A 24,161-nucleotide genomic window follows, 5' to 3' on the forward strand; every position below is an offset into this window, starting at 1 on the left:
AACGCTGGTTCTCAATCTGGTTAATATCGTTATCGGCGCTTCAGGCGCCGGGCGTTTGCGTTTGCGGTGCGATGCACTGGGGCCAGGCCAACCGCCCCAAGCTTAGCCATATTCTCCGCGCTGGTGACGACATAGGCGGTGGTGCGCGCTGCCAGCTCGATAAGCTCTGCCATGCTGGGCGCGCGGCCCCGTGCGAACAGCGCTCCGAGATCCTGTGCCTCCGCGAGGAAAGCTGCCTGCATGGCCCAGCACTGACGAGCGATCGCGATACCGGCGCTGGAGAATGCCTCCACCTTTTCCGGTACCATCTTCGCGAGCTCGACATAGTTGCCATCGACCGGCGAGCGCATGGCTGCGGCCATCATGTCCGAGCGCTTCTGCACGACCTCGCCGGACGCCTGCATCAGATCAGAGGCGCGATGGCCGGTGCGGGAGATGTCGAACCCTGCTGTCGCGAGGCGCATCCAGGCGGTGAATGGGTCGATCATCAGCTTCTCCGGGATCATAGGGGCTCGCTGGCTATAACGCACCAGCCGACCCGCGGGGCCAGGGCCTGGAAAATTGCGTCAGCTCCGCCGCTGCTGGCTTGCTACGATGTGCGTCCCGGCGAGACGCGGGCCGCTGCTGCGCGCCGCTCACGGCTCGCCGCGAGGCGTCGGCGCGTGGCATCCGGCAACAGCCGCAATTTTCGAGCTGCGCCTTGGTCGCTGGCATCGCGGAGCAGCCTCGCCGGTGTCCGGGGCGTACCTTGATCCAGTGGCGGGCCTGGATCTGGCGGAGAGCTGATCAGGCGACTTCCGGATGCGCGCTGAAATCGACCATGATTTCACCCGATATCCGCTCGAGCGCCTCGCGGACTGTGTCGGTCGATATGTTCGAGGGGATCAGCAGGCGCGCCTTCGCGCGGAACAGCGGCGCGCCAGACCACGCGCTGTCCTCGATCGCGGTCGCGAAGTCCTCGATGTTGACGTCCAGGCCGGCAAGAACCGTGGTCACTTCGCGGACGATGCCCGCGCGATCCTGACCGACGATCTCGATCACGAGCGGCTCGCCGCCGCGCCGGGCTGTGCCCGACGAGGCGATGATGTCGACCTTCAGCCCCACCGCGTCGATCCCGCGCGCTGCCGCTTCCAGCTCAGCCAGCCGCGCCTGCGGCAGTTCCACGAGCACCGACCCCACATATTTGCCGCCGAGGCGCGACAAGTGGCTCTCGAGCCAGTTCCCCCCAGCCGCATAGACGGCGTCGGCGATCGCGCGCGTCAGGCCGGGCCGATCGCTGCCGACCACCGTGAGGATTACCGAATGGTTCACGCGACCTCTCCCAGCCAGAGCCTGATCGTTCAAGGTGGAAGCGCTACGCGCTTTCACCGAAAGGGTGAATCGGGCTCTTTATCTATGGTTTAGACCTTGATTCACGGCTCGGGCTGATTCAGCCTGAACCGATCAGGGTCTAGCCGGGCGATGGTGCGCGGTTTCCGCCGCAATCGCAATCGTCGCGGGCAATTGGACGATCGATTCGGCCTGCCGATGGACCGCCGCGCCGGAGGATATCGATCAACCGGATTTGGCGAGGATCCAGGTGACCTCGATGCCCTGTGCGGCCACCGGGCCGGCTATCACCAGCTGACGGGTCGGTTGCGGGCGTCCGCGCGAGTCGATCCACACGCTGTCCTCGATCGCCACCTCGCCGCCGATGGCGCGGAAGCGCCACAGCGCGCCTTCCCCGATCCGCAGCAGCGCACCCGAGCCGTCGGCCGTAGCGGAGACCTCGACGCCGGGCGCCAGGTGGAAGCGAATCGCATAGTCGACCCCGTTGCCGCGCGCGCGCCGGCCCTGCGGCAGCAGCGCATCGAGGCCGCGCACTTCGCGGCCGCCGGGCCCGATCGTGATCTTGCGGCGGTGCGCCATCCCGAACCTCCGGACATAGCCGTCGTGGCGCATGTCGATGACGCTGCCGTGCAGATCCTCCTGCCGATCGAGCTCGAGTTCCGACACCCCCTTCCCCAGGGTTCCGTCGGAATGGACCGCGGTCGAGTTGCTGTCGTCGATCACCAGGGTGGAGTGGGCGGCGGTGCTGCGCAGCGCCTGGGCGAGATCGGGATGCAGCGCATTGTTCGCGCCGCGGCCTCCGCCGCAATTGACGATCAACCGCCAGGGACCGTCGGACAATTCCATGGCCAGCGTCGAGGCACAGGCATCGGCGGCGAAGCGCGAGATCGGCGGCGGGGCGGCGTCCACGACGATGCGGGTCTGTCCCATCGACAGGCGCTGATAGCCCCATTCGCGCGACTGCCGCAGCGGCCGTGCGCGAATGCCGGAGGCCGTGACGACCGCGTCGATCCTGCCGCCGTCGATCGGCGCCGAGCCTTGCCAGCTCGATAGCCCGCCATCGCCCAGGCTCAGCCCGAGCAGCGGCGGCACCGCCCGGCCGAGCGCCTCGCTGAAGGCGACGGGCGGGGTCTGGCCGCGCATCTCGTAATAGCGCCGCAGCATCGCCAGCAGGGCGACGAGATCCATCTGCTCGACCGGCGACCGGCTGACGAGCCCGCCGTCGCCGTGCATTGCTGCGTCCAGGGCGCGGGCAAGACCCCTCTCGCCATGGATCTGGCGCAGCTCGCCGCCCGGGATCAGCAGGCCGGCAGCGACCACGCCGATCCAGGCAGCGATGCGCGCGAGCCCGGGCGCGGCCTTGTCGGCGCTGCGATCGAGATGCTTGGCGCCGCGGTTGAGCGCGTTGAGGACCGGGCCGCGCAGTTCGTCGGACGACATGATCAGCGGCGCGTGGCAGCCCCAGAACAGGATGCGCCGTCCCCACAGGTCGGGGCGCCACGCCGCCTCGTGGATCTGCCGGCCGAACGCGTCCAGCCAGCGGCGGGTCAGCAGCTCCGCGATCGGCGCCACCCGCTGGCGCGGCCCCGCGGCGCTCAGGTCGCGCAGCCAGGCGAAGCTCTGGAGATGGTCGCTGAATGCCGCGGACATGGCGCGCGGCCGAAAGTCATAGCCCTCGATCGTGACGCTCTCGCCCTGCCACAATATCTCCCCGTCCAGCATCGCGCCGCCGAGGCGAACCATGCCTTCGATCGGATCGGCCGGCACGTCGTACAGCTTGAGCGGATAGTGGCCGCGCAGCCGCAGCCCGTGGACGGGGGTGCGCCAGGCCAGAGCGTGCAGTCGTCCGGCCAAGCGTTCGGCGAGCGAATGGCTCTTGTCGTGCTCGACGCGGATCAGGCGTCGGCCAGGCTCAACGCTGTCGCCGTAGCCGGGCCCGCCGCCCTCGCTCATCACGCGATGCTCACGCCTGCTTCAAAGCCGCGATGTTGCCGGCATAGGCCGTCGGGCCGCCCTTGAAGCTGGCGGTGCCTGCCACCAGCACGGTCGCGCCGGCGGCGATCGCGCGCGGGGCGGTGTTGACGTCGATGCCGCCGTCGACTTCGAGATCGATCGCCTTGCCGGTCTTGTCGATCATCTTGCGGATCGCCTCGATCTTGCGCAGCTGGCTGTCGATGAAGCTCTGCCCCCCGAAGCCCGGATTGACGCTCATCACCAGCACGAGATCGATGTCATCGATCAGATAGTCCAGCATCTTGGCCGGGGTCGCGGGATTGAGCGAAACGCCGGCCTTCTTGCCCAGCGCCTTGATGCGCTGGATGGTGCGATGGGTATGGGGGCCGGCCTCGGGATGGACCGTGATGATGTCCGCGCCGGCATTGGCGAAGTCCTCGAGGAACGCATCGACCGGCGAGATCATCAGGTGGACGTCGAAGGGCTTGGCGCTGTGCGGGCGCAGCGCCTTCACCACCGCGGGGCCGATCGTAATGTTCGGCACGAAATGCCCGTCCATCACGTCGACATGGATCCAGTCCGCTCCCGCGGCGTCGATGGCGCGGACTTCCTCCCCCAGCCTGGCGAAGTCAGCGGAGAGGATGGATGGCGCGATGCGGATGGGGCTGGTCATGATTGCCTTGGATTAGCGGGGTGGGAAGGGGCGGGCAAGCGCGCGCGGCCATCGGCCTGCTTCGGCCGTCATGTGCGCCTGAACCGTGCGATGAAGAAGCCATCCGCGCCGCCTTCGCCGGCAAGGGCGCCCGGCCGGATACGGACGCGACCGACCTTGTCCGGCACGAAGCCGGGCGGCAGCTCGGCGGCGGCGACGGGGTCGAGGCGCCAGTCGGCGTGGCGCGATAGGAAGGTCTTGGCGATCTGCTCGCCTTCGTCGGCTTCCAGCGAGCACACGGCATAGATCAATACGCCGTTCGCCGTGACCAGCCCTGCGGCATGGTCGATCAGCCGGGCCTGCATGTCCGCCGCCTCGGCGATGGCCCGCGGGCCGGCGCGGTGGAGGACGTCCGGATGGCGGCGGAAAATACCGGTGGCGGAGCAGGGCGCGTCGAGCAGCACGCCATCATAGGGGGCGCCATCGGCGAAGCCGGCCGCGTCGGCGACGGCGAGAGCGGCGCTGAGGCCGGTGCGGGCGAGGTTCTCGGCGAGACGTCCCATCCGGGCTTCAGACAGGTCGACCGCGGTCACGGCCCAGCCATTGCTGGCCAGCTGCATCGTCTTGCCGCCGGGCGCCGCGCACAGGTCGAGCGCGCGCCGACCGTCGCCCTTGCCGAGCAACCGGGCCGGGATCGACGCCGCGATATCCTGGATCCACCACAGCCCCTCGTCGTAGCCCGGCAGATCGACGACGCGACGTCCGGCGGGGATGCGGACATGATCGGAGGCCAGGCTCTCGCCTTCGAGGCGTCCCGCCCAGTCGGCGAGGTCGACGCCGGGCTTGAAGCTCAGGTCGACGGGAGGCGGCGCCGCGATCGAGAGCCGCGCGGCTTCCACCGCTTTCGCGCCCCACGACCTGGCCCAGCGATCCGCCACCTCGGATGGCAGGTGCGGGGGGTCGGGCAGGGTGCCGCCGTCGCGCAGCACATGGGCGAAAACGCCGTGGACCAGCTTGCGCGGGCCGCCATCGACCAGCGGCAGCACCGTCGCGATGGCGGCATGCTGCGGCGTCTTCATGGCGAGCGCCTGGACCAGCGCCATGCGCAGCACCATGCGGGCCTTGGCATCCGGCGGCAGCGGGCGCTCGGTGGCGGCATCGATCAGCGCATCGAGATCGCCCGTGCGGCGCAGCACTTCTGCGGCGATGGCATGGGCGAAGGCACGGTCATCCGCCCGCTCCAGGTCGCCGCAGGCGCCATCCATCGCGGCTTCGAGGGGCAGGCCGCGGCGCAACACCGCATCGAGCAGGCGCAGTGCCGCGCGGCGGGTGGCGGTTCCGGTGGGATCTTCTTTCACCCGCGCGCTTTAGCCGTTCGCACCGCGCGAAGTCGAGGGATGTGGTCCGAAGACCGGAAGTTCAGCCCCGCCCGCGCGGATCGAGAGCGCTGCTCCGCCGCTTGGTCTTCGGCACCGACGAGATGGCGGCGCGGCGCGGCGGCGTTGTCATCGGCGTGACATTGCGCGATCGAATCGGCACGCCCATCTCGCTGGCGATCATCTCGAGTTGGGCGATCCGGTTCTCGGTCGCGGGGTGGGTCGAGAACATGCTGTCGCCGCCGCGCTGCACGCCCGGCACGATGTACAGCGCTGCCGCGGCCGGATTGCGTTCGACCACCGGGTTGGGGATGCGGGCAGCGCCCTGCGCGAGCTTGGCGAGCGCCGATGCAAGGGCGCGCGGCTTGCCGGAGATCTCCGCGCCGCCGCGATCTGCGCCATATTCCCGCGAGCGGCTGATGGCCATCTGCACCAGCATCGCGGCGAACGGCGCAACAACGACCGCGAGGATCGTCGCCAATATCTGCCCGCCATCGCGGCGGCCATTGCCGAAGAACATGCCGAAGTTGGCGAGCATCGAGATCGCGCCGGCGATCGTCGCGGTCATCGTCATGATCAGCGTGTCATGGTGGCGGATATGGGCGAGTTCGTGCGCCATCACGCCCTCGATCTCGTCGCGGTCGAGCATGCCGAGCAGGCCGGTGGTCGCCGCGACCGCCGCGTTGGCCGGATTGCGGCCGGTCGCGAAGGCGTTGGGATGCGGGCTGTCGATCAGGTAGACGCGCGGCATCGGCAGGCCGGCGCGGCGTGCAAGCCCATGGACCAGGCCGACGAATTCGGGGCAGGCGGAGGCATCGACTTCGCGCGCGCCATGCATGCGCAGCACGATCTTGTCGGCGTTCCAGAAGGTGAACAGGTTCATGCCCGCGGCCACCAGCATCGCGACCATCGCTCCGCCGGAACCGCCGATCGTAAAGCCGAGTGCCATGAACAGCGCGGTGAGCGCCGCCAGCAGCATGGTCGTCTTCACCATGTTCATCTTGCCTTTGCTCCTTCCAAAGCCAATGTGGGGAAGAGTGCGGCGCTCTTCAATCATGCGCGGCCAAGGATGATCGCCATGTCCGGAAAACGCCCACCCCATGTCAAACCCCCGGCGCACCTTTCGCCGAACACGCCGGTTCCTGCTCCCGAGGAGATCCGGCCCGAACCGGAGTCGGGCGGTCGCAACGGACCGGATCCCACCCGCTATGGCGACTGGGAGCTCAAGGGCGTGGCGGTCGATTTCTGACCCGTGATCTAATCGGGATTGTTCGCCGGCTGCAGCAGCGCCGCCGTTTCGATCCGATCCAGTGCGACGCGCGCCTGGACGTAGCGGCGCGCGCTGGCGATCCAGGCCGTGGCGGCCTTGCGGCCGGGCAGGCGCGCGATCTCGGCCAGCGCGGCGTCGACATGCCCTGCGGCGAGATCATCGCGGGCGCGGGCGAGCCGGTCCACCGGGGCGACCGATGGCGCCGAGGCGCTGCGGATCACGATGACGTCCGCCAGTTCGCGGCGGAAGCCTTCCCACCAGCCTTCATTCGCCGAAGCCATCGATAGCTGCGGCTCGAGCGCATCGAGCTGATCGCGCAGCTGGTCGACCGTGACTGGCTGGCGCGAGGCGCTGATCACCACCGCGACGGCCTGCGGTTCGATGCTGCCGAAGCGGTCGCGCAACACGCCTTCCAGATAGCCGAGCGGCGCACCGCGGTCGATGGCGCGGCGCGCGGCGAAGGCAACGAGCAGGCCCTCGGCGCGATGGGCTTCGCTCGTAGCGACGGCGGCGCGCTGGCCGATATCATCGATCTTGTCCTCGATCGTGTCGATCCGGCGGTCGACGATCGTCTCGACCACCTCGGTCGGCGGCGCGGGCGCGATGTTGACGAGCGCAGGGCGGGGTGGCGGCGCGGGCGTGGCGATGACCGGGGGCGCCGGCTTGACGATCTCGGCGACGCTGTCGAAGCGATGGAACAACCAGGCCATGGCCGCCATGCCGAGCAGCAGCGCCACCACCATCGACGCCAGGATCGGCGTCCACGACCGGCGTCGCTGGCTATAGGGGTCGACGGGATCGGGCATGCTCGGCTCGTCTCTTTTCGCTCTCTGGCCGTCTTATTGGCACAGCCGCGCCGCCGCCGCCAGCAGCGCCGCGTCGTCGGGCTTCGCCGCCGCGATCGCTGCGCGCCAGCCGGGGCCGGCCGCGGCCAGCACGGCGGGGGCCAGCGCCGCAACGGCGATCGACCCGCGCGAGATTCTGGCGTCGTCGCACAGCTTGGCGAAATGCTCGGCGGCGCGGCCCGAATGGAGCAGCGCCACCGCCTCGCCTTCCCGAAGCGCGGTCAGCGCCTTCTCACCCAGGCGGCCGATCGCGGCGCTGCGATAGACGATGCGCCGATCGATCGTGATCGCGTCATGCCCGACGTCGCGATAATCCTCGCCGGCGAGGTGCAATGCGCGCGCAACGCCATTCTCCGCCGCCGCATCGAGCATCATCGCCGCATCGCCGCGGCCGGTGCGGATATCGGTGAAGCCCGCCGCCTTCAGAGCGCGCGCGGTCGCGGCACCGACGGCATAGGCGGGCATCGCGGTGAAGTGCTTGAGGCCCTTGCCGGCCTGGCGCACGGCATTGGCGCTGGTGACGAACAGCGCGTCATAGTCCTGCGGACCGGGCGTTGCCCAGGCGATCGGTTCGATCTGGAAGATCGGCGATATGATCGGCCGCCAGCCTTCGTCGAAGGCGCTCTTGGCGGTCAGGCTGGCCGCGGGCTCGGGGCGCAGCACGAGGAGCGGGCGGCGGCTCATGCGCCGGTGAACAGCGCGCGCAGGCGCGGCGAGGCTGCGTCGAGCAAGCGGTGGGCCAGCGTCGCCGCATCGGCGGTGCGCAGCAGCAGCGCTTCGCCCGAGCGACATTCGCTGCCGTCCTCGGTCAGGATCTCCGCCCGCAAGTGCAGGCCCGCGCCCGAACGAACCGCGAGCGCGGCAACCGGGGAGCGGCAGTCCGCGCCGAGCGCGGCGAGCAGCGCGCGTTCCGCGGTGACGCAGGCGTCGGTCGTCTCGTCGTCGATACAGCCGAGCAGCGCCCGGATCTCGCTGCTGCGGGCCAGCGTCTCGATTCCGACCGCGCCCTGGGCGGGCGCCGGGAGCATCTCGTCGGTCGAGATCGGATGGCCGATCTCGCTGCGCCCCAGCCGGTCGAGTCCGGCGCCTGCCAGCAGCGTCGCTTCGGCCTCGCCGGCCGCCAGCTTGGCCAGCCGCGTGTCGACATTGCCGCGGAACAGCACGATCTCGGCATCGGGCCGCGCGCGCCGTACCTGCGCCGAGCGCCTCGGCGACGATGTCCCGACCCGCGCGCCGCCGGGCAGCGCCCCGAGCGAGTCCGCACCGATCAGCCTGTCGCGGACATCGGCGCGGGGCAGCATCGCGGCGATGACGATCTCGGCCGGCCGGATCGTCTCGACATCCTTCATCGAGTGGACCGCGAAATCGATGTCTCCGTCGGTCAGGGCGCGGTCCAGCTCCTTGGTCCACAAGGCCTTGCCGCCGACCTCGGCCAGCGGGCGGTCCTGGATCCGGTCGCCGCTGGTCTTGATGGTGACGATCTCGATCGCCTCCTCGCCCCAGCCATGCGCCGATCGCAGCGCCGCGATCACCATGCGGGCCTGGGTCAGCGCCAGCGGCGATCCGCGGGTGCCGAGGCGCAAGGGGCGGGAAGGGGCAGGGGTCGTCATTCGCTGTCCTTAGAGAAGAGGCCGGTCGAGCAAAAGCTCTTCCCTGTCATTTGCTTTCAGCGGGTCGAAGCAGCCCCAGCCGCTCGCGCCGCATCCAGCGCCAGACCAGCAGCACCGCCACCACGCCCAGCCCGGAGGCAAGGCCGAGCCAGATCCCCACGCCGCCCATGCCGAGCGGGAAGGCGAGCAGCGTGCCGACGCCGATGCCGATCACCCAATAGCCGACGGCGGCGAAGATCATCGGCACGCGCGTGTCCTGCAGCCCGCGCAGGATTCCCGAGCCGACCGCCTGCGCGCAGTCGACCAGCTGGAACAGCGCGGCCACCGCCAGGAAAGAGACCGCGAGCCGGGTGACCTCGGCATTGGCGGGCGCATGGACATCGATGAAGCCGCTTATCAACAGCCGCGGCGCGCCGATCAGCAGCGCCGCCGAGAGCAGGGCGAAGGCCGTGCCGAGGATCAGTGCCAGCCAGCCGGCGCGGCCCGCCGCCGCGCCGTCGCGCCGGCCATGGGCATAGCCGACGCGCACCGTTGCCGCCTGGCCGATCCCCATCGGCACCATGAAGCACAGGGCAGCGATCTGGATCGCGATGGCATGTGCGGCGAGCGACGCCCGGCCGATCAGTCCCATCAGGAACACCGCGGCGTTGAACACCGTGACTTCGAGCGCGAGTGTCACCGCGATCGGCAGGCCGACCCGCCACACCGTGCGGAACCGGTTCCAGTCGGGAACCCAGAAGCGGCCGAACAGCTGATAGCGGCGGAAACGGCGATCGAGACCGACCACGGCAATCATGCCCAGCGCCATGAACACCGCCGACAGGAAGCTGGCGAGGCCGGCGCCGCGCAGGCCCATCGCGGGCAGCCCGAAATGGCCGAAGATCAGGACCCAGCCTGCCAGTGCATTGAATGGCACGGTTGCCAGCGTGACGATCACGCCCCAGATCGGTCGTTCGAGCGCCGCGACATAATTGCGCAGGACCAGGAACAGCAGATAGGGCAGCAGCGCCCATTGCAGGCTGCGCATCAGCTGGGCGGCGCCTGCGGCTAGCGCGGGATCCTGGCCGAGCAGGACGAGTATTTCCTCGCTGTGCCAGAGCAACGCCCAGCTCGGCAGGCAGATCAGCGCGCCGGCCCAGATGGTCTGGCGCACGCTGCGGCGGATGTCGCGCACCGAATGGAGCCGCCGCCCGCGTTCGCTGGCGATCAGCGGCGAGGCGGCGGTGGTGAGCCCGATCCCGAAGATGAGGAAGGCCGTATAGAGATTGAGGCCGAGCGCGCCGGCCGCCACCGCGTCGGCTCCGAGATGGCCGAGCAGCAGCAGATCGGTGGCGGCAATGGCCGACCAGCCGAGATTGCCGATGATCAGCGGCACGCTCAGCGACAGGAGCGCGCGCGCCTCGGCACGCCAGGGCGTCTCGGAAGTCACGATTGCGGACATGCCGCGCTCCTTAGCCTTGCCGGCGCAGCGCGGGAACCCTGCCGGCAGTTAACATTCCGGTCCCGCTCGCCTACAGGCGCTGGATGGCCATCATCCTGGGTATCGAATCGAGCTGCGACGAGACCGCTGCCGCGCTGGTGACGAGCGACGGCCGCGTGCTCGCGCATCGCCTCGCCGGACAGGAAGAGGCACACCGGCCGTTCGGCGGCGTCGTGCCCGAACTGGCGGCGCGCGCGCATGTCGAGATGGCGGTGCCGCTGGTCGAGGCGGTGCTGGCCGATGCCGGGCTGAGGCTCGACCAGGTCGATGCGATCGCCGCCACGGCGGGGCCGGGGCTGATCGGCGGGGTCATGGTCGGGCTGATGACCGGCAAGGCGCTCGCCCATGCCGCGGGCAAGCCGCTGATCGCGGTCAACCATCTCGAAGGCCATGCGCTGTCGCCGCGCCTCGCCGATCGCGATCTTGCCTTTCCCTATCTGCTGCTGCTGGTTTCGGGCGGGCATTGCCAGCTGCTGCTGGTCAACGGCGTCGGCGATTATCGCCGGCTCGCCACGACCATCGACGATGCCGCCGGGGAGGCCTTCGACAAGACCGCGAAGCTGCTGGGCCTGGGCTTTCCGGGCGGCCCTGCGGTCGAAGCGGCGGCCCGGCTCGGGGACGCGAAGGCCGTGCCGCTGCCGCGCCCGCTGCTCGGCAGCGCCGAACCCCATTTCTCCTTCGCGGGCCTGAAGAGTGCGGTGTTGCGGGCACGCGATGCCGGCATCCACAGGCCAGAGGATGTCGCCGCGTCCTTCCAGCAGGCGGTGGTCGACTGCCTGATTGATCGCACCACGCGCGCGATCGGCGCTGCCGACGGCGCGACGGCGCTGGTGCTGGCTGGCGGTGTCGCCGCCAATCAGGCGGTGCGTGGTGCGCTCGCGGCGCTCGCCGAGCGATCGGGCCTCGCATTCGCCGCGCCGCCGCTGTGGCTTTGCACAGACAATGGCGCGATGATCGCCTGGGCCGGGGCGGAACGCTTCGCGGCCGGACTGATCGACGATATGGAGGTCCCGGCCCGTGCCCGCTGGCCGCTCGATCCCGGAGCCGAGAAGGCGCGCGGCGCCGGAGTGAAAGCCTGATGATATCTGGAGAGACGATGAAGCTGCAGAGGCTGGGTGTGATCGGCGGCGGCGCCTGGGGCACCGCAATGGCCCAAGTCGTCGCGAGCGACGGGTCGGATGTGCTGCTATGGGCGCGCGAGCCCGAGGTGGTCGACGCGATCAACGAGACGCACTGCAATCCGATCTTCCTGCCGGTGCTGCCGCTCAGCAAGCGGGTCAAGGCGACCGACGATCTCGCGGCTATGGCCCATTGCGATGCGCTGGTCGTCGTCGTCCCGGCGCAGTTCGTGCGCCACCTGCTCGCCGCCCTGCCCGCCGGCGCGCGCCCGCTGGTGCTGTGCGCCAAAGGTATCGAGGCCGGCACGCGGATGCTGATGTCCGAGGTCGCCGAAGCGGTCGTGCCCGGCGCGCCGATCGCCGTGCTGTCGGGGCCGACCTTCGCGCATGAGGTGGCGGCAGGGCATCCGACCGCGATAACGCTGGCCTGTGCCGACGAGGCGGTGGGGCTGGCGCTTGCGGAACGGCTGCGGCGGCCCGGATTCCGTCCTTATCTGTCGGATGACGTGGTTGGCGCCGAGATCGGCGGTGCGGTCAAGAATGTGCTCGCGATCGCCTGTGGCGTGGTCGACGGCGCAGGGCTTGGGCAGAACGCCCGCGCCGCGCTGATCAGTCGCGGCTTTGCCGAGATGACGCGCTTCGGCCTGGCCCGCGGCGCCAAGGCCGAAACACTGGCCGGGCTGTCGGGATTGGGCGACCTCGTGCTTACCTGCTCGTCGGTCAGCTCGCGCAATTTTTCGCTGGGCAAGGGCCTGGGCCAGGGCATCCCGGCTGCGGAGCTGCTCAGCGACCGCCGCACGGTGGCGGAAGGCGCCTCGACCGCGCCGGTCCTCGCCGAGGCCGCGCGTGCGGCCGGGGTCGACATGCCGATCGTCGATGCGGTCTGCGCGCTGCTAACCGGGGGCGCCAAGGTCGATGATGTCGTGAAGGCGCTGCTGGCGCGGCCGTTGAAGCAAGAGGGAAAGTAGGTGAGGTCCGCCCGGGTGCAGGCGGAATGTGCGCCACGCTAACGTGGTTCGAAGAGACAAGCGCGTGCAGCGCGTCCGAGCGATAGCGAGGATAGCCAAGGCCGACGGACGTCGGCCGCCCGGCGCCTGAGGGCTATATCGAAAAATCCTTAGTTAGGATTATCCGCCGTGCCGCCTGCCTCGCCGACCGACCCGACCCGGCCGATATTGCCGAACAGCTCGCGAAAGAAGCCGCGCTTGCTGCCCAGAGTCGGGGTCTTGTCGCCGTAGAGCGAGACGCTGGCCACCTTTTCGAGACCGGTGCGCTCGACGGAGGCGACGTTGCCGCGCTCGTCGAAATGAATCGCGAGCACCGTCTGGCCGACTGGCTTGGGTGTACGGAAACCGATCTGCTTGGTGTCGCGGGCGACATAATACCAGGTCTTGTCCTTGTCGAACTGCCCCGCGAACGTCGGGCGACCCAGGGTGCGGCCCACCGATTCGCGATTGTCGATGCCGGGCTGGACGGTGCCGATCAGCGTGGAATCGACCACATAGCCCTTATGATCGCGGGTGCGGGCGCACCCTGCGGTCAGGCCCAATATGGCGAGCGCGCCGAGCAGAGCGGCCGTTCGCGACAGGGTCCGGGGCATCAACATCTCCTTGAAACACGCAATGGCAGCGCCGACCCTTGCGGCGCGCCCGATCCGCCTCAATATGCGCGGGAGCTACCCAGTGGCAAGATGGGCTCGCGCAAGATAGAGGGCGGGGCTTGATGCCCGCTGAACGGGCTGAGGAACAAGACGTGAATTTCCTGAAGACATTGTTCGGGTTCGGGCCTGACCCGCGCGAGGCGTTGATCCCGCTCTACAACTCGGTCGTCGCCGAGGCGCGCCAGCCCGCCTGGTATGCCGAGATGGGCGTGCCCGACACGCTGGACGGCCGCTTCGACATGGTGTCGGCGATATTGTCGCTGGTGCTGGTCCGGATCGAGGCCGAGGGCGATGCAGGCCGCGGTGCGAGCGCGCGGCTCACTGAAGTGTTCATCGACGACATGGACGGACAGCTGCGCCAACTTGGCATCGGCGATGTGATCGTCGGCAAGCATATCGGCAAGATGATGGCGGCGATGGGCGGGCGGCTCTCGGCTTATCGGGCAGCGATCGGCGACCGGACCGCGCTCGAGGAGGCGCTGGTCCGCAACCTGTGGCGCGGCGAGTCCGCCGCGGACGCGAAGCCGGCGCTGGTCGCCGCGCGGATGCAGGCGATCGCCGCGCGGCTGGAGACGCTGCGCTGGGATGATCTTCTCGCGAATGGCCTGCCCCGATGACGCCCGAATTCTCACGGCCGGTGCGGATCGACACGCTCGGCGAAGGCGGACGGACGCTGACGGTGGAAGCGGATCCCGCCGAGCGGGCGGCACTGGCGCGGCGCTTCGAGCTGATCTCGCTCGAGGCACTGTCGGCGGATGCGGCGCTGCGCCGCGAGGCGGACAGCATCTTCGTGGAGGGGCGCATCCGCGCGTCGGTGGAGCAGGCGTGCGTCGCCACCGGCGCGGCGGTCCCGGCGGCGATCGACGAGCCGTTCAGCCTGCGCTTCGTGCCTGCGGGACAGGCGGCGGGCGAGGAGATCGAACTCGATGCGGAGGATGTCGACACGATCGATTATGAAGGCGGCGCGATCGACCTGGGCGAGGCGGTCGCCGAGACGCTGGCGCTGAGCCTCGATCCGTTTCCCCGCGCGGCCGATGCCGATGCGGTGCTCAGGGAAGCGGGGGTGCTGTCGGAGGACGAGGTGGTGGCCGGCCCGTTCGCGGCGCTGCAGGCGCTGAAGGACAAGCTGGGCTAGCTGGGGCTTGTTCCGCCTTTACTCAGCCTCGCGCCACTGAGTGGCGATTTACGCCCCTCCGTCATGCTGAACTTGTTTCAGCATCCACTCTGCCCCTCGGGAACGCTCCCGCGCAGGAAAGTGGATCCTGAAACAAGTTCAGGATGACGGCGACGGGTGGACGAGGAGGAGCGGAGAATGAATCGATCGAATCGAAATCAACTCTACGCCCTTCGTCCGACCCACCACAGCACGGCATAGCCGCAGACTGCGGACAGCAGCGAACCACCCAGCACGCCGATCCTGACCTCGTCGCCCAGCATTGGACCGTCGAAGGCGAGCCCGCCGATGAACAGGCTCATCGTGAAGCCGATGCCGCAGAGCAGCGCGACGCCGTAAATTTGCACCCAACTCGCACCCTCGGGCGGCGCGGCCAGTCCCAGCGCTGCCGCGAGGCGGATGCTGCCGAAGATGCCGACCTGCTTGCCGACGAACAGCCCCACTGCGATCCCCATCGGTAGTGGCGCGAGCAGATCTTTCAAGCCGATGCCGCCCAGCGACACGCCTGCATTTGCAAAGCCGAACAGCGGCACGATCCCGAATGCCACCCACGGATGGAGCGCCGCTTCGAGCCGCTCGAGCGGGGAGCGATCATCCTCGCCCAGCGGTATCGCCAGCGCGGCCAGCACGCCGGCGATGGTCGCATGCACCCCCGACAGCAGCACGGCCAGCCAGAGCGCAGCCGCGAGCAGCAGATAGGGCCAGAGCACCGCGACGCCGAGCCGCCCGAGCGCGAACATCGCGGCGAGGAGCAGCGCCGCAGCCAGCAGCGCGGGACCGCTGATCGCCGGGGTGTAGGCGAGCGCGATGATCGCGACCGCGCCCATGTCGTCGACGATGGCGACGGTGGTCAGGAACAGCTTGAGCGAGGTCGGCGCGCGCGACCCGAGCAGCGCGAGCACGCCGATGGCGAAGGCGATGTCGGTCGCGGTCGGGATCGCCCAGCCGCGCGACAGCCCCACCGTCCCGCCGGTCCACAGCGTGTAGAGCAGCGCCGGCATTGCCATGCCCGCTGCGGCGGCGATGAAGGGCAGGGTGCGATCCGACCAGCGCGCCAGATGACCGCAGACGAACTCGCGCTTGATCTCCAGGCCGACCAGCAGGAAGAATAGCGCCATCAGCGCATCGTTGATCCAGTGGAGCAGGCTGAGCGGCCCGATGGACGCCTGGAGCAGGTCGACATATCCGGCGGCGAGCGGGCTGTTCGCCACCAGCATGGCAGCGGCAGCGGCGAAGATCAGGACGACCCCGCCGGCGGCCTCGGTTCCCAGGAATCGGCGGATCATCGAATTCATCGCGGCACGCTAGACGTGCGAACGCGGAAAGTCGAAGCGAGGAGATGTGCCCGTCCGCGGGCCCATTCAGGGCACCAGCACCGTGTCCTTCGCCTCATCGAGCAGTTCGGGATAATCCAGCGTATAATGCAGTCCGCGGCTTTCCCTGCGGTGCAGCGCGGAACGCACGATCAGGTCGGCGACATCGACGAGGTTGCGAAGTTCGATCAGGTCCGGCGTGACGCGGAAATTGCCGTAATAGTCGGCAACTTCCTGGCGGAGCAGCGCCACCCTGTGCGCCGCCCGTTCCAGGCGCTTGGTCGTGCGGACGATGCCGACATAGTCCCACATGAACCGCCGTATCTCGCGCCAGTTGTGCTGGACGATGACTTCCTCGTCGGAGTCGGTGACGCGGCTCTCGTCCCAGGGACGGATTGGCGGCGGTGTCGGCATCTCGTCGAAATGGCGCTTGATATGCTCGGCGGCGGCGTCGCCGAACACGAAGCATTCGAGCAGTGAATTGGACGCCAGCCGGTTCGCGCCGTGAAGGCCGGACTGGGTCACCTCGCCGGCCGCGTACAGGCCGGGCAGGTCGGTGCGGCCCTTGAGGTCGATGAGGACGCCGCCGCAGGTATAATGGGCGGCCGGCACGATCGGGATCGGCTGGGTGGTGATGTCGATGCCGAGCTTCAGCAGCTTGGCGTGGATCGTCGGAAAATGCCCGGTGACGAAGTCGGCGGGTTTGTGGCTGATGTCGAGATGGACATAGTCGAGGCCCAGCCGCTTGATCTCATGGTCGATCGCCCGGGCGACGATGTCGCGCGGCGCCAGTTCTGCGCGCTTGTCGAACCGCGACATGAACCGGCGGCCGGTGGTGGGCAGCTTCAGTTGCCCGCCCTCGCCGCGCATCGCCTCGGTGATCAGGAAATTCTTGACCTCGAGATTGTACAGGCAGGTCGGGTGGAACTGCATGAACTCCATGTTGGAGACACGGCAGCCCGCGCGCCACGCCATCGCGATGCCGTCGCCGGTGGCGCCGCGCGGCGATGTCGAGAACAGATAGGCCCGGCTGGCGCCCCCAGTGGCAAGGATGGTGGCGCGGCCGGTGAAGGTCTCGATCGTGCCGGTCGACCGGTCGACCGCGTAGACGCCCCAGATATGGCCATCCCCGGAATAGCGCTCGCCATGCCGGCTGGTGATCAGGTCGATCGCCGCCCGATCGGGGAAGAGGGTGATGTTCGGGTGCGCTTCGGCGGCCTTCTCGAGCGCGAGCTGGACGGCTTGGCCCGTGGCGTCGTCGACATGGACGATGCGGCGGTGGCTGTGCCCGCCCTCGCGGGTCAGGTGCCAGCGGTCGTCGCGTCCGCCGCCGGGATTGAAAGGCACGCCCAGCTTTGCCAGCTTCTCGATCGCCACCGGCGCATTTTCCACGACGAATTCGACGGCGGTGCGGTTGTTGAGTCCCGCGCCGGCAATCATCGTGTCTTCGATGTGCGATTCGAACGTATCGCCCGGCTCGAGCACCGCGGCGATGCCACCCTGGGCCCATGCGGTCGAGCCGTCGGAGATGCCCGCCTTCGCAAGCACCCCGACCTTGAAGCGATCGGCAAGGTTGAGCGCCGCGGTCAATCCCGCAGCACCCGAGCCGATCACTACGATGTCGAAATTATAGGCGGCCATCGCCCGCGCCAGGATTCTGAACGGAGGCGGCGTTGTTCTGGCGCGTGAGATTCAGGAAAACATCCTCCAGATCGGCTTCCTGGGTCGAAACGTCGACGATGCCGAGCCCCTCCCGCTGTACCGCCGCCAGCACCTCGCCGGCGTTCACCTTGTCTTTGGAATAGGTTATGACGAGTGTTCGGCTGCCCTGCAACTCGACCTTGTCGAAGCACACCGCATCGGGCGCCTTGTCGAGATCGCGGTCGACCGTCACCGATACCGCCTTCTCCTGCGCCATGCCGACCAGTTCGCGGGTCGGCTGGTTGGCGATGACGCGGCCATGGTTGATGATCGCGATGCGATCGCACAGCTGCTCGGCTTCCTCGAGATAATGGGTGGTCAGCACGACGGTCACGCCGTCGGCATTGAGCGCGCGCACATATTCCCACAGCTGCTGGCGCAATTCGACGTCGACGCCCGCCGTCGGCTCGTCGAGGATCAGCACCGGCGGCGAATGGACCATGGCCTTGGCGACGAGCAGCCGCCGCTTCATGCCGCCCGACAGCGACCGGGCATAGGCATCCGCCTTGTCGTGGAGATGGACGGCGCGCAGCAGCGCGTCGGTCTGCCGCCTGGCCTTGGGCACGCCATAGAAGCCGGCCTGGTTTTCGAGCGTCTCGCGCGGGGTGAAGAAGGGATCGAACACGATCTCCTGCGGCACGATCCCGATCGACGCCTTGGCGTTGCGCGGGTCCCTGTCGATGTCGAAACCCCATATGTCGACATGGCCGGCGGTCTTGTTGACCAGCCCGGCGAGGATGTTGATCGTCGTCGACTTGCCCGCGCCATTGGGTCCGAGCAACCCGAAGATCTGCCCGCGCGGAATGTCCAGGTCGACATCGAACAGCGCCTGCTTGCCGCCCTTATAGACCTTGGAAAGGCCCCTTATGCTGATCGCCGCGTCGCTCATGGCGCGCGGCATAGCGGGTGCGGCGCGCAGGTGCAAAGGGGGAAGGGCTAGTTCCTTTCCGAAGGATCAAGCCCTGGGCGGCACCGGCAGGCAGTCGAGCCCCGCGCCCGCCGCCGCCGCGCAGAGCGCGATCGCGGTCGAGCGGTCGGTCACCGGGCCGATACGCACGCGCACCAGCTGGCCGTCGGGCGTCTCTTCATAAGCCGGCTCGAAATCGGCGGCTCGCCTCATCCGGCTGCGGATCCGGCCCCAGGCGTCGCGCGCGGCGCGGTCGCCCGAATAGGCGCCGAGCTGGATGCGCCAGGGCGGGCCCGCCGCGGGCGGCGCGGCGGCGCTGGTCAGTGCGACCGCCGCGCGCGGGGTGATCGGACCGCCCTTCCGCCAGGCGGCCAGCTCGGTCTGGTAGCGCGCATAGGCGCGGTAGAAATCGAGGAACGGCGCCATCAACCGGTCGAGCGCGACCGGGGCGAACGCCTCGAGCCCTTCGGCGGGCAGGGCGGCGGCCTCGGCGGACACTGCGCCGGCGACTGCGCAGAAGCGCGCCTGAACCGGTGGCTGCGCGAAGAAATTATAGACCTGGGTGACGTGCGCGTCGGTCGCGGCGGCACTGCCGAGGCGCTGGCCTTCGGCGCGATAGGCGGCGGCGAGCAGCGTGCGCTGGCGACCGAGCAGGCGGTTGTAGTTGCGGGCGATGCTCATCGTCCCCGGTCGATCGCAGGTCAGCGCCGCGACGTTAAGCGCCGCGCGCAGGTGCCACATCGCCTCGCTGGGCGAGAGATCCGAGTTGATCGTCCGATAGCCGCCCTTGCCGTCGGCGGGTGGCAGCTTCAGGCTGTCGATCGCGCCCGCGGGCGGTGCCGGTCGTGCCGGGGCGTGGAGCTTCGGCGACGGTGCCGGCTCGACGGTCTTCCTGCCGCAACCGCTCGCCAGCAGGGCCGCTGCTCCGGCCGCCGTCCAAAGCCCGATGTTCGATCGCACAGCCGATCCTCCCGCACGGACCATGCGCGAGCCCCATCGCCGTGTCAGGAGCCGCTGCGCCCATCCGAGTCCGTTCCGGGCCGGGTCGAATCGCCGGGCCGCCAGCGCGCGCGCTCCAGCGCGATGCCGGCCAGATTCTGCGCCCGGCCGGCATGACGGAGCCGAACCCGATCGAAGCTTTGCGCGGCTGATCGAAAGCGTTCGAGACAACGCCGCGCTTCGGTCGACGCTGCACGCTGCACGCCGTTCGCCTGCCGGATCACCGACAGCGAGTCCCCGATCAGGATGATGTCGCGCAGGCCATGGGCGGCGGCGATCTCCAGCGCATGCAGCAAGGCCAGCCATTCGGCCTGCCCATTGTCGCCGTGGCCCAGGTCGCGCCGGATATCGGCGAGGCCCCGCAGCACGACGGCGCTTTCCATCGGCCCGGGATTGGGGCGGCAGCCGCCGTCAAAATATAATTTTACCGCACGGCCGTGCTTTTCGTTCACCTGCGCTTCACTCGTCGGCTAGCATCGTCGCGCCATGACAGCATATCGCCCGCGCATACGCCATGGCCTCGCCCTTGCCGCGCTGCTCGCCGCTTCCGCCGCCGGCGCGGCGGAGACCGTGGTGGCGCTCAGCCCCGAGGCCAAGGCGAAGATCCTCGACGATGCAGCGGCGAAGCCGTCGACCTCGCTGGGCGAATCGGCGGTCAATGCGCCCGACCGGCAGGTTCATGGCGAAGTCGGGATGATGATCGGCACCAACGGCGCGCGCGGCGTGTTCGGATCGGCCGTCGCGCCGCTGGGCGGCAGCGGCTCGGTGGCGGTCGCCGTCGAAAATAGCCGCTTCGGGCGGCTGCGCTAGATTGCGCGACTCCGGCGCGCTTGCTAATCGCCGGGCATGAGCACGCAGCCCGCCCCCGAAACCATTCAAGTCGATTCCAGCCGCGTCGTCTGCGATGGCGCCAGCGACATTCCGGGCGGCGGCGCGCTCGGCCACCCGCGCGTGTTCCTCGAGATCGACCCGGACGAGGGCTATGTCGATTGCGGCTATTGTGACCGTCGTTTCGTGCTGAAGGATGGCGCCGGAGCCGGCGGGCACCACTGAGGCGGAGCCTAAAAGCCGTCATGCTGAACTCGTTTCAGCATCCACTCTTCCGTTCGCGAGCGCTCTCCTGCTGTCGGGTGGATCCTGAAACAAGTTCAGGATGACGACAGACGAGATGGCAGCCGCCAAGGCAATTTCGCTCTTGGGGTTCCGCGCCGAGTCCTTATATCGGGCGCATGACGATCCTTCCCGCAGACCCCCGCCACTTCCTCTACCGCGATACGCTCGACCCCGATGCGGCATTGCGACTGACCGCGCAGACCCTGCAGGGCTGCGATGATGGCGAGCTCTATCTCCAATATATGACCTCGGAGAGCTTCGGCTTCGACGATGGCCGGCTCAAGACCGCCGACTACAACACCCAGGCGGGCTTCGGCCTGCGCGGGGTCTCGGGCGAGACCACCGCCTTCGCCCATGCCAATGAGCTGAGCGAGGCCGCGATCATCCGCGCCGGCGAGACGATGACGCTGCTCGATCCCGCCAAGGGCAGCCGCGCCGCGCCGCCGCGCCGCACCAACAGCCGGCTCTATACCGGCGAAGACCCGCTTGGCCTGATCCCGTTCGCCCGGAAGGTGGCGCTCTGCCAGGAGGTCGACGCCGCCGCCCGCGCCCGCGATCCACGCGTCCAGCAGGTGTCGGTCGGCCTGTCGGGTTCGTGGAGCGTGGTCGAGATCGTCCGTCCCGATGGCTTCACCGCCTTCGACGTGCGCCCGCTGGTCCGCCTCAACGTATCGATCGTGGTCGAGCAGAATGGCCGGCGCGAAACCGGCTTCTTCGGCCTTGGCGGCCGTTATCTCTATGACCGGCTGTTCGAGCCGGCGACCTGGAATCGCGCGATCGACGAGGCACTGCACCAGGCGATCGTCAATCTCGATGCGGTGGCGGCGCCCGCCGGCGAGATGACCGTGGTGTGCGGCCCCGGCTGGCCCGGCGTGCTGCTTCACGAGGCGATCGGCCATGGCCTCGAAGGCGACTTCAACCGCAAGGGCACATCGGCCTTTTCCGGACGGATCGGCGAGCGGGTCGCGTCGCCGGGCGTCACGGTCGTCGACGACGGTTCGATCGCCGACCGGCGCGGCTCGCTGACGATCGACGATGAGGGCACGCCGACCCAGTGCAACGTCCTGATCGAGGACGGCATCCTCAAGGGCTATATCCACGACCGGCTGAACGCCCGCCTGATGGGCGTCGAGCCGACGGGCAACGGCCGTCGCGAAAGCTATGCCCATGCGCCGATGCCGCGGATGACCAATACTTTCATGTATGGCGGCAACGACGATCCTGGCGAGATCATCGCGCGGGCGAAGAACGGCATCTATGCCAAGAGCTTCGGCGGCGGCCAGGTCGATATCACCAGCGGCAAGTTCGTCTTCTCCTGCACCGAGGCGTACAAGATCGAGAACGGCAAGCTGACCGTGCCGATCAAGGGCGCGACGCTGATCGGCGACGGCCCCTCGGTGCTGACCAAGGTCACCGCGATCGGCAACGACATGGCGCTGGACGAAGGCGTCGGCATCTGCGGCAAGGGCGGCCAGTCCGTCCCGGCAGGGGTCGGCCAGCCGACCGTGATGATCTCCGCCCTGACCGTTGGCGGCACGGCAGCGTAGCGCTGTGCGCACTTTCCCGTCCGTCATGCTGAACTCGTTTCAGCATCCACCAGGCGGCGGGGGAACGTCAGAGGCTCTTGCGACGAGCTTTACGCACTCTCTTGGACGTCCCCGAGCGGAAGAGTGGATGCTGAAACAAGTTCAGCATGACGGTATGTCCTTAAGTCCGATGGCGGCCTGAGCCATGGGCATCGCGGTCGCGCTGGGAGGTGGGGCCGCGCTCGGGTGGGCGCATATCGGTGTCCTGCGCGAGCTGAAGGACCAGGGCATAGCCGTGCGCGCGGCGGCCGGCACCTCGATCGGCGCGCTCGCGGCGGTCTGCTTCGCGGCCGGCAAGCTCGATGCGCTCGAAAGCATCGCCCGCTCGACCAACTGGCTGCGCGTCCTGTCCTACCTCGATCTCCACATGCGGCCTGGGGCGATGCTGGGCGGCCGCGGCATCCTGCGCGATCTCGAACTCCACCTCGGGCGGCTGCAGTTCCAGGAGCTGTGGATTCCGTCCGCGGCGGTCGCGACGGATCTTGTCACGGGAAAGCCGCTGGTCATCGATCGCGGGCCGGTCAATCCGGCGATCATGGCCTCGATCGCCATTCCGGGCCTGTTCCGGCCGGTGCAATATGACGGCCATGTGCTGGTCGACGGCGGCGTGGTGATGCCGGTGCCGGTCGCCGCCGCGCGACAGATCGCTCCGGACCTGCCGGTGCTTTCGGTCAATCTGCAGGGCGATTATCATGGCCGTCGCGTCACCGCGGGAATCCGTGCGCAGCCGAAGCGCAGCCATCCTTCGCTGGCGGTGGTGCGGGCCTCGACGATGCTGCTGATGGCCGAATTGGCGCGCCATTCGCTGGCGCTCGATCCGCCGGATCTGGGGCTGACCCTGCCGGTCGGCCATGTCGAGATCCATGATTTCACCCGCGCCGATGAACTTATCGCGATCGGCCGCCGTTCGGTGATCGAGAAGATCGAGGGCATCCGCGCGCTGGCGGCGCGCGCTTCGGGGATGAGGGCTGCGCGATGACCGACACGGCAGAGGGCACCGCCCTGGTCCACGATTTCTGGTTCGGCGAGATCGGTTCCGATCGCTGGTGGGTACGTTCGGCCGACACCGATGCTGCGATCGTCGAGCGTTTCGCGGCGCTCTGGGAGGAATGGCGCAGCCGTACCCCCGAAAGCTTCCTCGGATCGGCGCGCGAGGCGGTCGCCGGCGTGATCCTGTTCGATCAGTTTCCCCGCAACATGTTCCGCGGCCATGCCGATGCCTTCTCGACCGATCCGCTTGCGCTCGCGATTGCCAGGGGCGCGCTCGATCGCGGCCTCGACAAGGCGATGAGCGAGGATGAGCTCAGCTTCCTCTACATGCCGCTCCAGCACAGCGAGTCGATGGCGGATCAGGAGCGGTCGCTGATCCTGTTCACCGCGCTCGGGAATGCCAATTCGCTCGATTTCGCACGCAAGCACCATGACATGATCGCGCGCTATGGCCGCTTTCCCGCGCGCAATGCGGCGCTCGGCCGCGCAGACCGCCCCGGCGAGGATGTCGCGATCGCGCTGAGCAGGGGCTGGTAAGCGAGCGGGGCCCGGCGCGAACCCATTGCCCGGGCAAGGCGCTGCCCAAAAAAAGGGCACGGCTTAACTTTTAATCAAAGCGCTCCGAGTCGTTTGCGCGGCTTTGCCGCACCCGCGAGGATTGGACCTGTGAATCCAGGCGCGCTCGTGGTTGGCACGCTTATTGCTAAGCACAATCGGGCTAAATAGGGAGGCAGAATGAAACTCGTCATTGCCATCATCAAGCCGTTCAAGCTGGACGAGGTGCGCGAAGCACTGTCCGCGCTGGGCGTGCAGGGCATGACCGTTACCGAGGTCAAGGGCTTCGGGCGGCAGAAGGGCCAGACGGAAATCTACCGCGGCGCCGAATACAGCACCAATATGGTTCCGAAGATCAAGGTCGAGGTGGCCACCACCGACGACCTGGCGGGCCGGGTCGTCGAAGCGATCCAGCAGTCCGCTAACACCGGCGCCATCGGCGACGGCAAGATCTTCGTCCTCGAGGTCGCGCAGGCGGTGCGGATCCGCACCGGCGAAACCGACGACGTCGCGCTCTGATAGAAGGGGGA

27 protein-coding genes are annotated in these 24,161 nt (G+C 68.7%); 11 read left to right on the plus strand and 16 right to left on the minus strand.

Annotation, left to right across the window (positions count from 1 at the left end; genetic code table 11):
• Positions 1–29: 29 nt before the first annotated feature.
• The 6 genes from AC1DQK_RS17150 to htpX form a co-directional block, all read right to left on the minus strand.
• The gene (locus tag AC1DQK_RS17150; protein WP_477872724.1) at positions 30–488 is read right to left on the minus strand and encodes a hypothetical protein; all 459 of its coding nucleotides are present in this window, start codon (positions 486–488) and stop codon (positions 30–32) included.
• Positions 489–786: 298 nt separating this feature from the next.
• Positions 787–1,311 carry a glycine cleavage system transcriptional repressor gene (locus AC1DQK_RS17155; protein ID WP_477872726.1) on the minus strand — a complete coding sequence of 175 codons (525 nt, stop codon included), beginning with the start codon at positions 1,309–1,311 and terminating at the stop codon, positions 787–789.
• Positions 1,312–1,554: 243 nt separating this feature from the next.
• Positions 1,555–3,282 (minus strand): heparinase II/III family protein, encoded by a 1,728-nt coding sequence (locus AC1DQK_RS17160; RefSeq protein WP_477872728.1) that lies wholly within the window; start codon positions 3,280–3,282, stop codon positions 1,555–1,557.
• 10 nt (positions 3,283–3,292) lie between these two features.
• Positions 3,293–3,955: a ribulose-phosphate 3-epimerase gene (rpe, locus tag AC1DQK_RS17165; protein WP_477872730.1), complete on the minus strand. Its 663-nt coding sequence runs from the start codon at positions 3,953–3,955 to the stop codon at positions 3,293–3,295.
• Positions 3,956–4,023: 68 nt separating this feature from the next.
• A complete protein-coding gene (locus tag AC1DQK_RS17170; RefSeq protein WP_477872732.1) occupies positions 4,024–5,292 on the minus strand; it encodes an RsmB/NOP family class I SAM-dependent RNA methyltransferase in 1,269 nt (422 codons plus the stop codon).
• 61 nt (positions 5,293–5,353) lie between these two features.
• A complete protein-coding gene (htpX, locus tag AC1DQK_RS17175; protein ID WP_477872734.1) occupies positions 5,354–6,310 on the minus strand; it encodes a zinc metalloprotease HtpX in 957 nt (318 codons plus the stop codon).
• 69 nt (positions 6,311–6,379) lie between these two features.
• On the opposite strand from htpX, the gene AC1DQK_RS17180 reads away from it, so the two are divergent.
• Entirely contained in the window at positions 6,380–6,559 is a 180-nt protein-coding gene (locus AC1DQK_RS17180; RefSeq protein WP_477872921.1) for a DUF1674 domain-containing protein, read from the plus strand.
• 8 nt (positions 6,560–6,567) lie between these two features.
• Here AC1DQK_RS17180 and AC1DQK_RS17185 read toward each other — a convergent pair whose 3' ends face one another.
• The 4 genes from AC1DQK_RS17185 to AC1DQK_RS17200 are packed head-to-tail and all read right to left on the minus strand — an operon-like array spanning position 6,568 to position 10,476.
• A complete protein-coding gene (locus tag AC1DQK_RS17185) occupies positions 6,568–7,386 on the minus strand; it encodes a hypothetical protein (RefSeq protein ID WP_477872736.1) in 819 nt (272 codons plus the stop codon).
• Positions 7,387–7,419: 33 nt separating this feature from the next.
• Positions 7,420–8,109 (minus strand): uroporphyrinogen-III synthase, encoded by a 690-nt coding sequence (locus tag AC1DQK_RS17190; protein ID WP_477872738.1) that lies wholly within the window; start codon positions 8,107–8,109, stop codon positions 7,420–7,422.
• Complete coding sequence (hemC, locus tag AC1DQK_RS17195) at positions 8,106–9,035, minus strand: hydroxymethylbilane synthase (RefSeq protein WP_477872740.1); 930 nt, start codon at positions 9,033–9,035, stop codon at positions 8,106–8,108. The genes AC1DQK_RS17190 and hemC overlap by 4 nt, the downstream gene beginning before the upstream one ends.
• 46 nt (positions 9,036–9,081) lie before the next feature.
• On the minus strand, positions 9,082–10,476 hold the full coding sequence (locus AC1DQK_RS17200; RefSeq protein WP_477872742.1) for an MATE family efflux transporter: 1,395 nt from the start codon (positions 10,474–10,476) through the stop codon (positions 9,082–9,084).
• 83 nt (positions 10,477–10,559) lie between these two features.
• Between AC1DQK_RS17200 and tsaD the strand changes: the two genes are divergently transcribed.
• Both tsaD and AC1DQK_RS17210 read left to right on the plus strand, forming a co-directional pair.
• A complete protein-coding gene (gene tsaD / locus AC1DQK_RS17205) occupies positions 10,560–11,594 on the plus strand; it encodes a tRNA (adenosine(37)-N6)-threonylcarbamoyltransferase complex transferase subunit TsaD (RefSeq protein WP_477872744.1) in 1,035 nt (344 codons plus the stop codon).
• A gap of 17 nt (positions 11,595–11,611) precedes the next feature.
• Complete coding sequence (locus AC1DQK_RS17210; RefSeq protein ID WP_477872746.1) at positions 11,612–12,601, plus strand: NAD(P)H-dependent glycerol-3-phosphate dehydrogenase; 990 nt, start codon at positions 11,612–11,614, stop codon at positions 12,599–12,601.
• Between the two features lie 149 nt (positions 12,602–12,750).
• On the opposite strand, the gene AC1DQK_RS17215 is transcribed toward AC1DQK_RS17210, so the two are convergent.
• On the minus strand, positions 12,751–13,233 hold the full coding sequence (locus AC1DQK_RS17215; protein ID WP_477872748.1) for an outer membrane protein assembly factor BamE: 483 nt from the start codon (positions 13,231–13,233) through the stop codon (positions 12,751–12,753).
• A gap of 152 nt (positions 13,234–13,385) precedes the next feature.
• On the opposite strand from AC1DQK_RS17215, the gene AC1DQK_RS17220 reads away from it, so the two are divergent.
• Positions 13,386–13,910 (plus strand): ubiquinol-cytochrome C chaperone family protein, encoded by a 525-nt coding sequence (locus AC1DQK_RS17220; protein ID WP_477872750.1) that lies wholly within the window; start codon positions 13,386–13,388, stop codon positions 13,908–13,910.
• Positions 13,907–14,428 carry a YceD family protein gene (locus AC1DQK_RS17225; protein ID WP_477872752.1) on the plus strand — a complete coding sequence of 174 codons (522 nt, stop codon included), beginning with the start codon at positions 13,907–13,909 and terminating at the stop codon, positions 14,426–14,428. The genes AC1DQK_RS17220 and AC1DQK_RS17225 overlap by 4 nt, the downstream gene beginning before the upstream one ends.
• Positions 14,429–14,631: 203 nt before the next feature.
• Here AC1DQK_RS17225 and nhaA read toward each other — a convergent pair whose 3' ends face one another.
• The 5 genes from nhaA to AC1DQK_RS17250 all read right to left on the minus strand — a co-directional run bounded on the left by nhaA (position 14,632) and on the right by AC1DQK_RS17250 (position 19,839).
• Positions 14,632–15,762, minus strand: a complete 1,131-nt coding sequence (nhaA, locus tag AC1DQK_RS17230) for a Na+/H+ antiporter NhaA (protein ID WP_477872754.1) — start codon at positions 15,760–15,762, stop codon at positions 14,632–14,634.
• Between the two features lie 66 nt (positions 15,763–15,828).
• Positions 15,829–17,421 carry an L-aspartate oxidase gene (gene nadB / locus AC1DQK_RS17235; RefSeq protein WP_477872756.1) on the minus strand — a complete coding sequence of 531 codons (1,593 nt, stop codon included), beginning with the start codon at positions 17,419–17,421 and terminating at the stop codon, positions 15,829–15,831.
• Entirely contained in the window at positions 17,408–18,370 is a 963-nt protein-coding gene (locus tag AC1DQK_RS17240) for an ABC transporter ATP-binding protein (RefSeq protein WP_477872758.1), read from the minus strand. The genes nadB and AC1DQK_RS17240 overlap by 14 nt, the downstream gene beginning before the upstream one ends.
• A gap of 66 nt (positions 18,371–18,436) precedes the next feature.
• Positions 18,437–19,348 carry an SPOR domain-containing protein gene (locus AC1DQK_RS17245; RefSeq protein ID WP_477872760.1) on the minus strand — a complete coding sequence of 304 codons (912 nt, stop codon included), beginning with the start codon at positions 19,346–19,348 and terminating at the stop codon, positions 18,437–18,439.
• Positions 19,349–19,392: 44 nt separating this feature from the next.
• Positions 19,393–19,839: a reverse transcriptase-like protein gene (locus tag AC1DQK_RS17250; protein WP_477872762.1), complete on the minus strand. Its 447-nt coding sequence runs from the start codon at positions 19,837–19,839 to the stop codon at positions 19,393–19,395.
• A 34-nt stretch (positions 19,840–19,873) separates the two neighbouring features.
• On the opposite strand from AC1DQK_RS17250, the gene AC1DQK_RS17255 reads away from it, so the two are divergent.
• The 6 genes from AC1DQK_RS17255 (at position 19,874) to AC1DQK_RS17280 (ending at position 24,150) form a co-directional block, all read left to right on the plus strand.
• Complete coding sequence (locus AC1DQK_RS17255) at positions 19,874–20,197, plus strand: hypothetical protein (RefSeq protein WP_477872764.1); 324 nt, start codon at positions 19,874–19,876, stop codon at positions 20,195–20,197.
• A 36-nt stretch (positions 20,198–20,233) separates the two neighbouring features.
• Positions 20,234–20,440, plus strand: a complete 207-nt coding sequence (locus AC1DQK_RS17260; RefSeq protein WP_477872766.1) for a zinc-finger domain-containing protein — start codon at positions 20,234–20,236, stop codon at positions 20,438–20,440.
• A 176-nt stretch (positions 20,441–20,616) separates the two neighbouring features.
• Positions 20,617–22,047 (plus strand): metalloprotease TldD, encoded by a 1,431-nt coding sequence (gene tldD, locus AC1DQK_RS17265; protein ID WP_477872768.1) that lies wholly within the window; start codon positions 20,617–20,619, stop codon positions 22,045–22,047.
• A 184-nt stretch (positions 22,048–22,231) separates the two neighbouring features.
• The gene (locus tag AC1DQK_RS17270; protein ID WP_477872770.1) at positions 22,232–23,065 is read left to right on the plus strand and encodes a patatin-like phospholipase family protein; all 834 of its coding nucleotides are present in this window, start codon (positions 22,232–22,234) and stop codon (positions 23,063–23,065) included.
• The gene (locus AC1DQK_RS17275) at positions 23,062–23,613 is read left to right on the plus strand and encodes a DUF924 family protein (RefSeq protein WP_477872772.1); all 552 of its coding nucleotides are present in this window, start codon (positions 23,062–23,064) and stop codon (positions 23,611–23,613) included. Before AC1DQK_RS17270 ends, AC1DQK_RS17275 begins: the two co-directional genes overlap by 4 nt.
• Positions 23,614–23,811: 198 nt before the next feature.
• Positions 23,812–24,150: a P-II family nitrogen regulator gene (locus tag AC1DQK_RS17280; RefSeq protein WP_477872774.1), complete on the plus strand. Its 339-nt coding sequence runs from the start codon at positions 23,812–23,814 to the stop codon at positions 24,148–24,150.
• The last annotated feature ends 11 nt before the right edge of the window (positions 24,151–24,161 follow it).

The organism is Rhizorhabdus sp. P4_G5 (assembly GCF_056401065.1).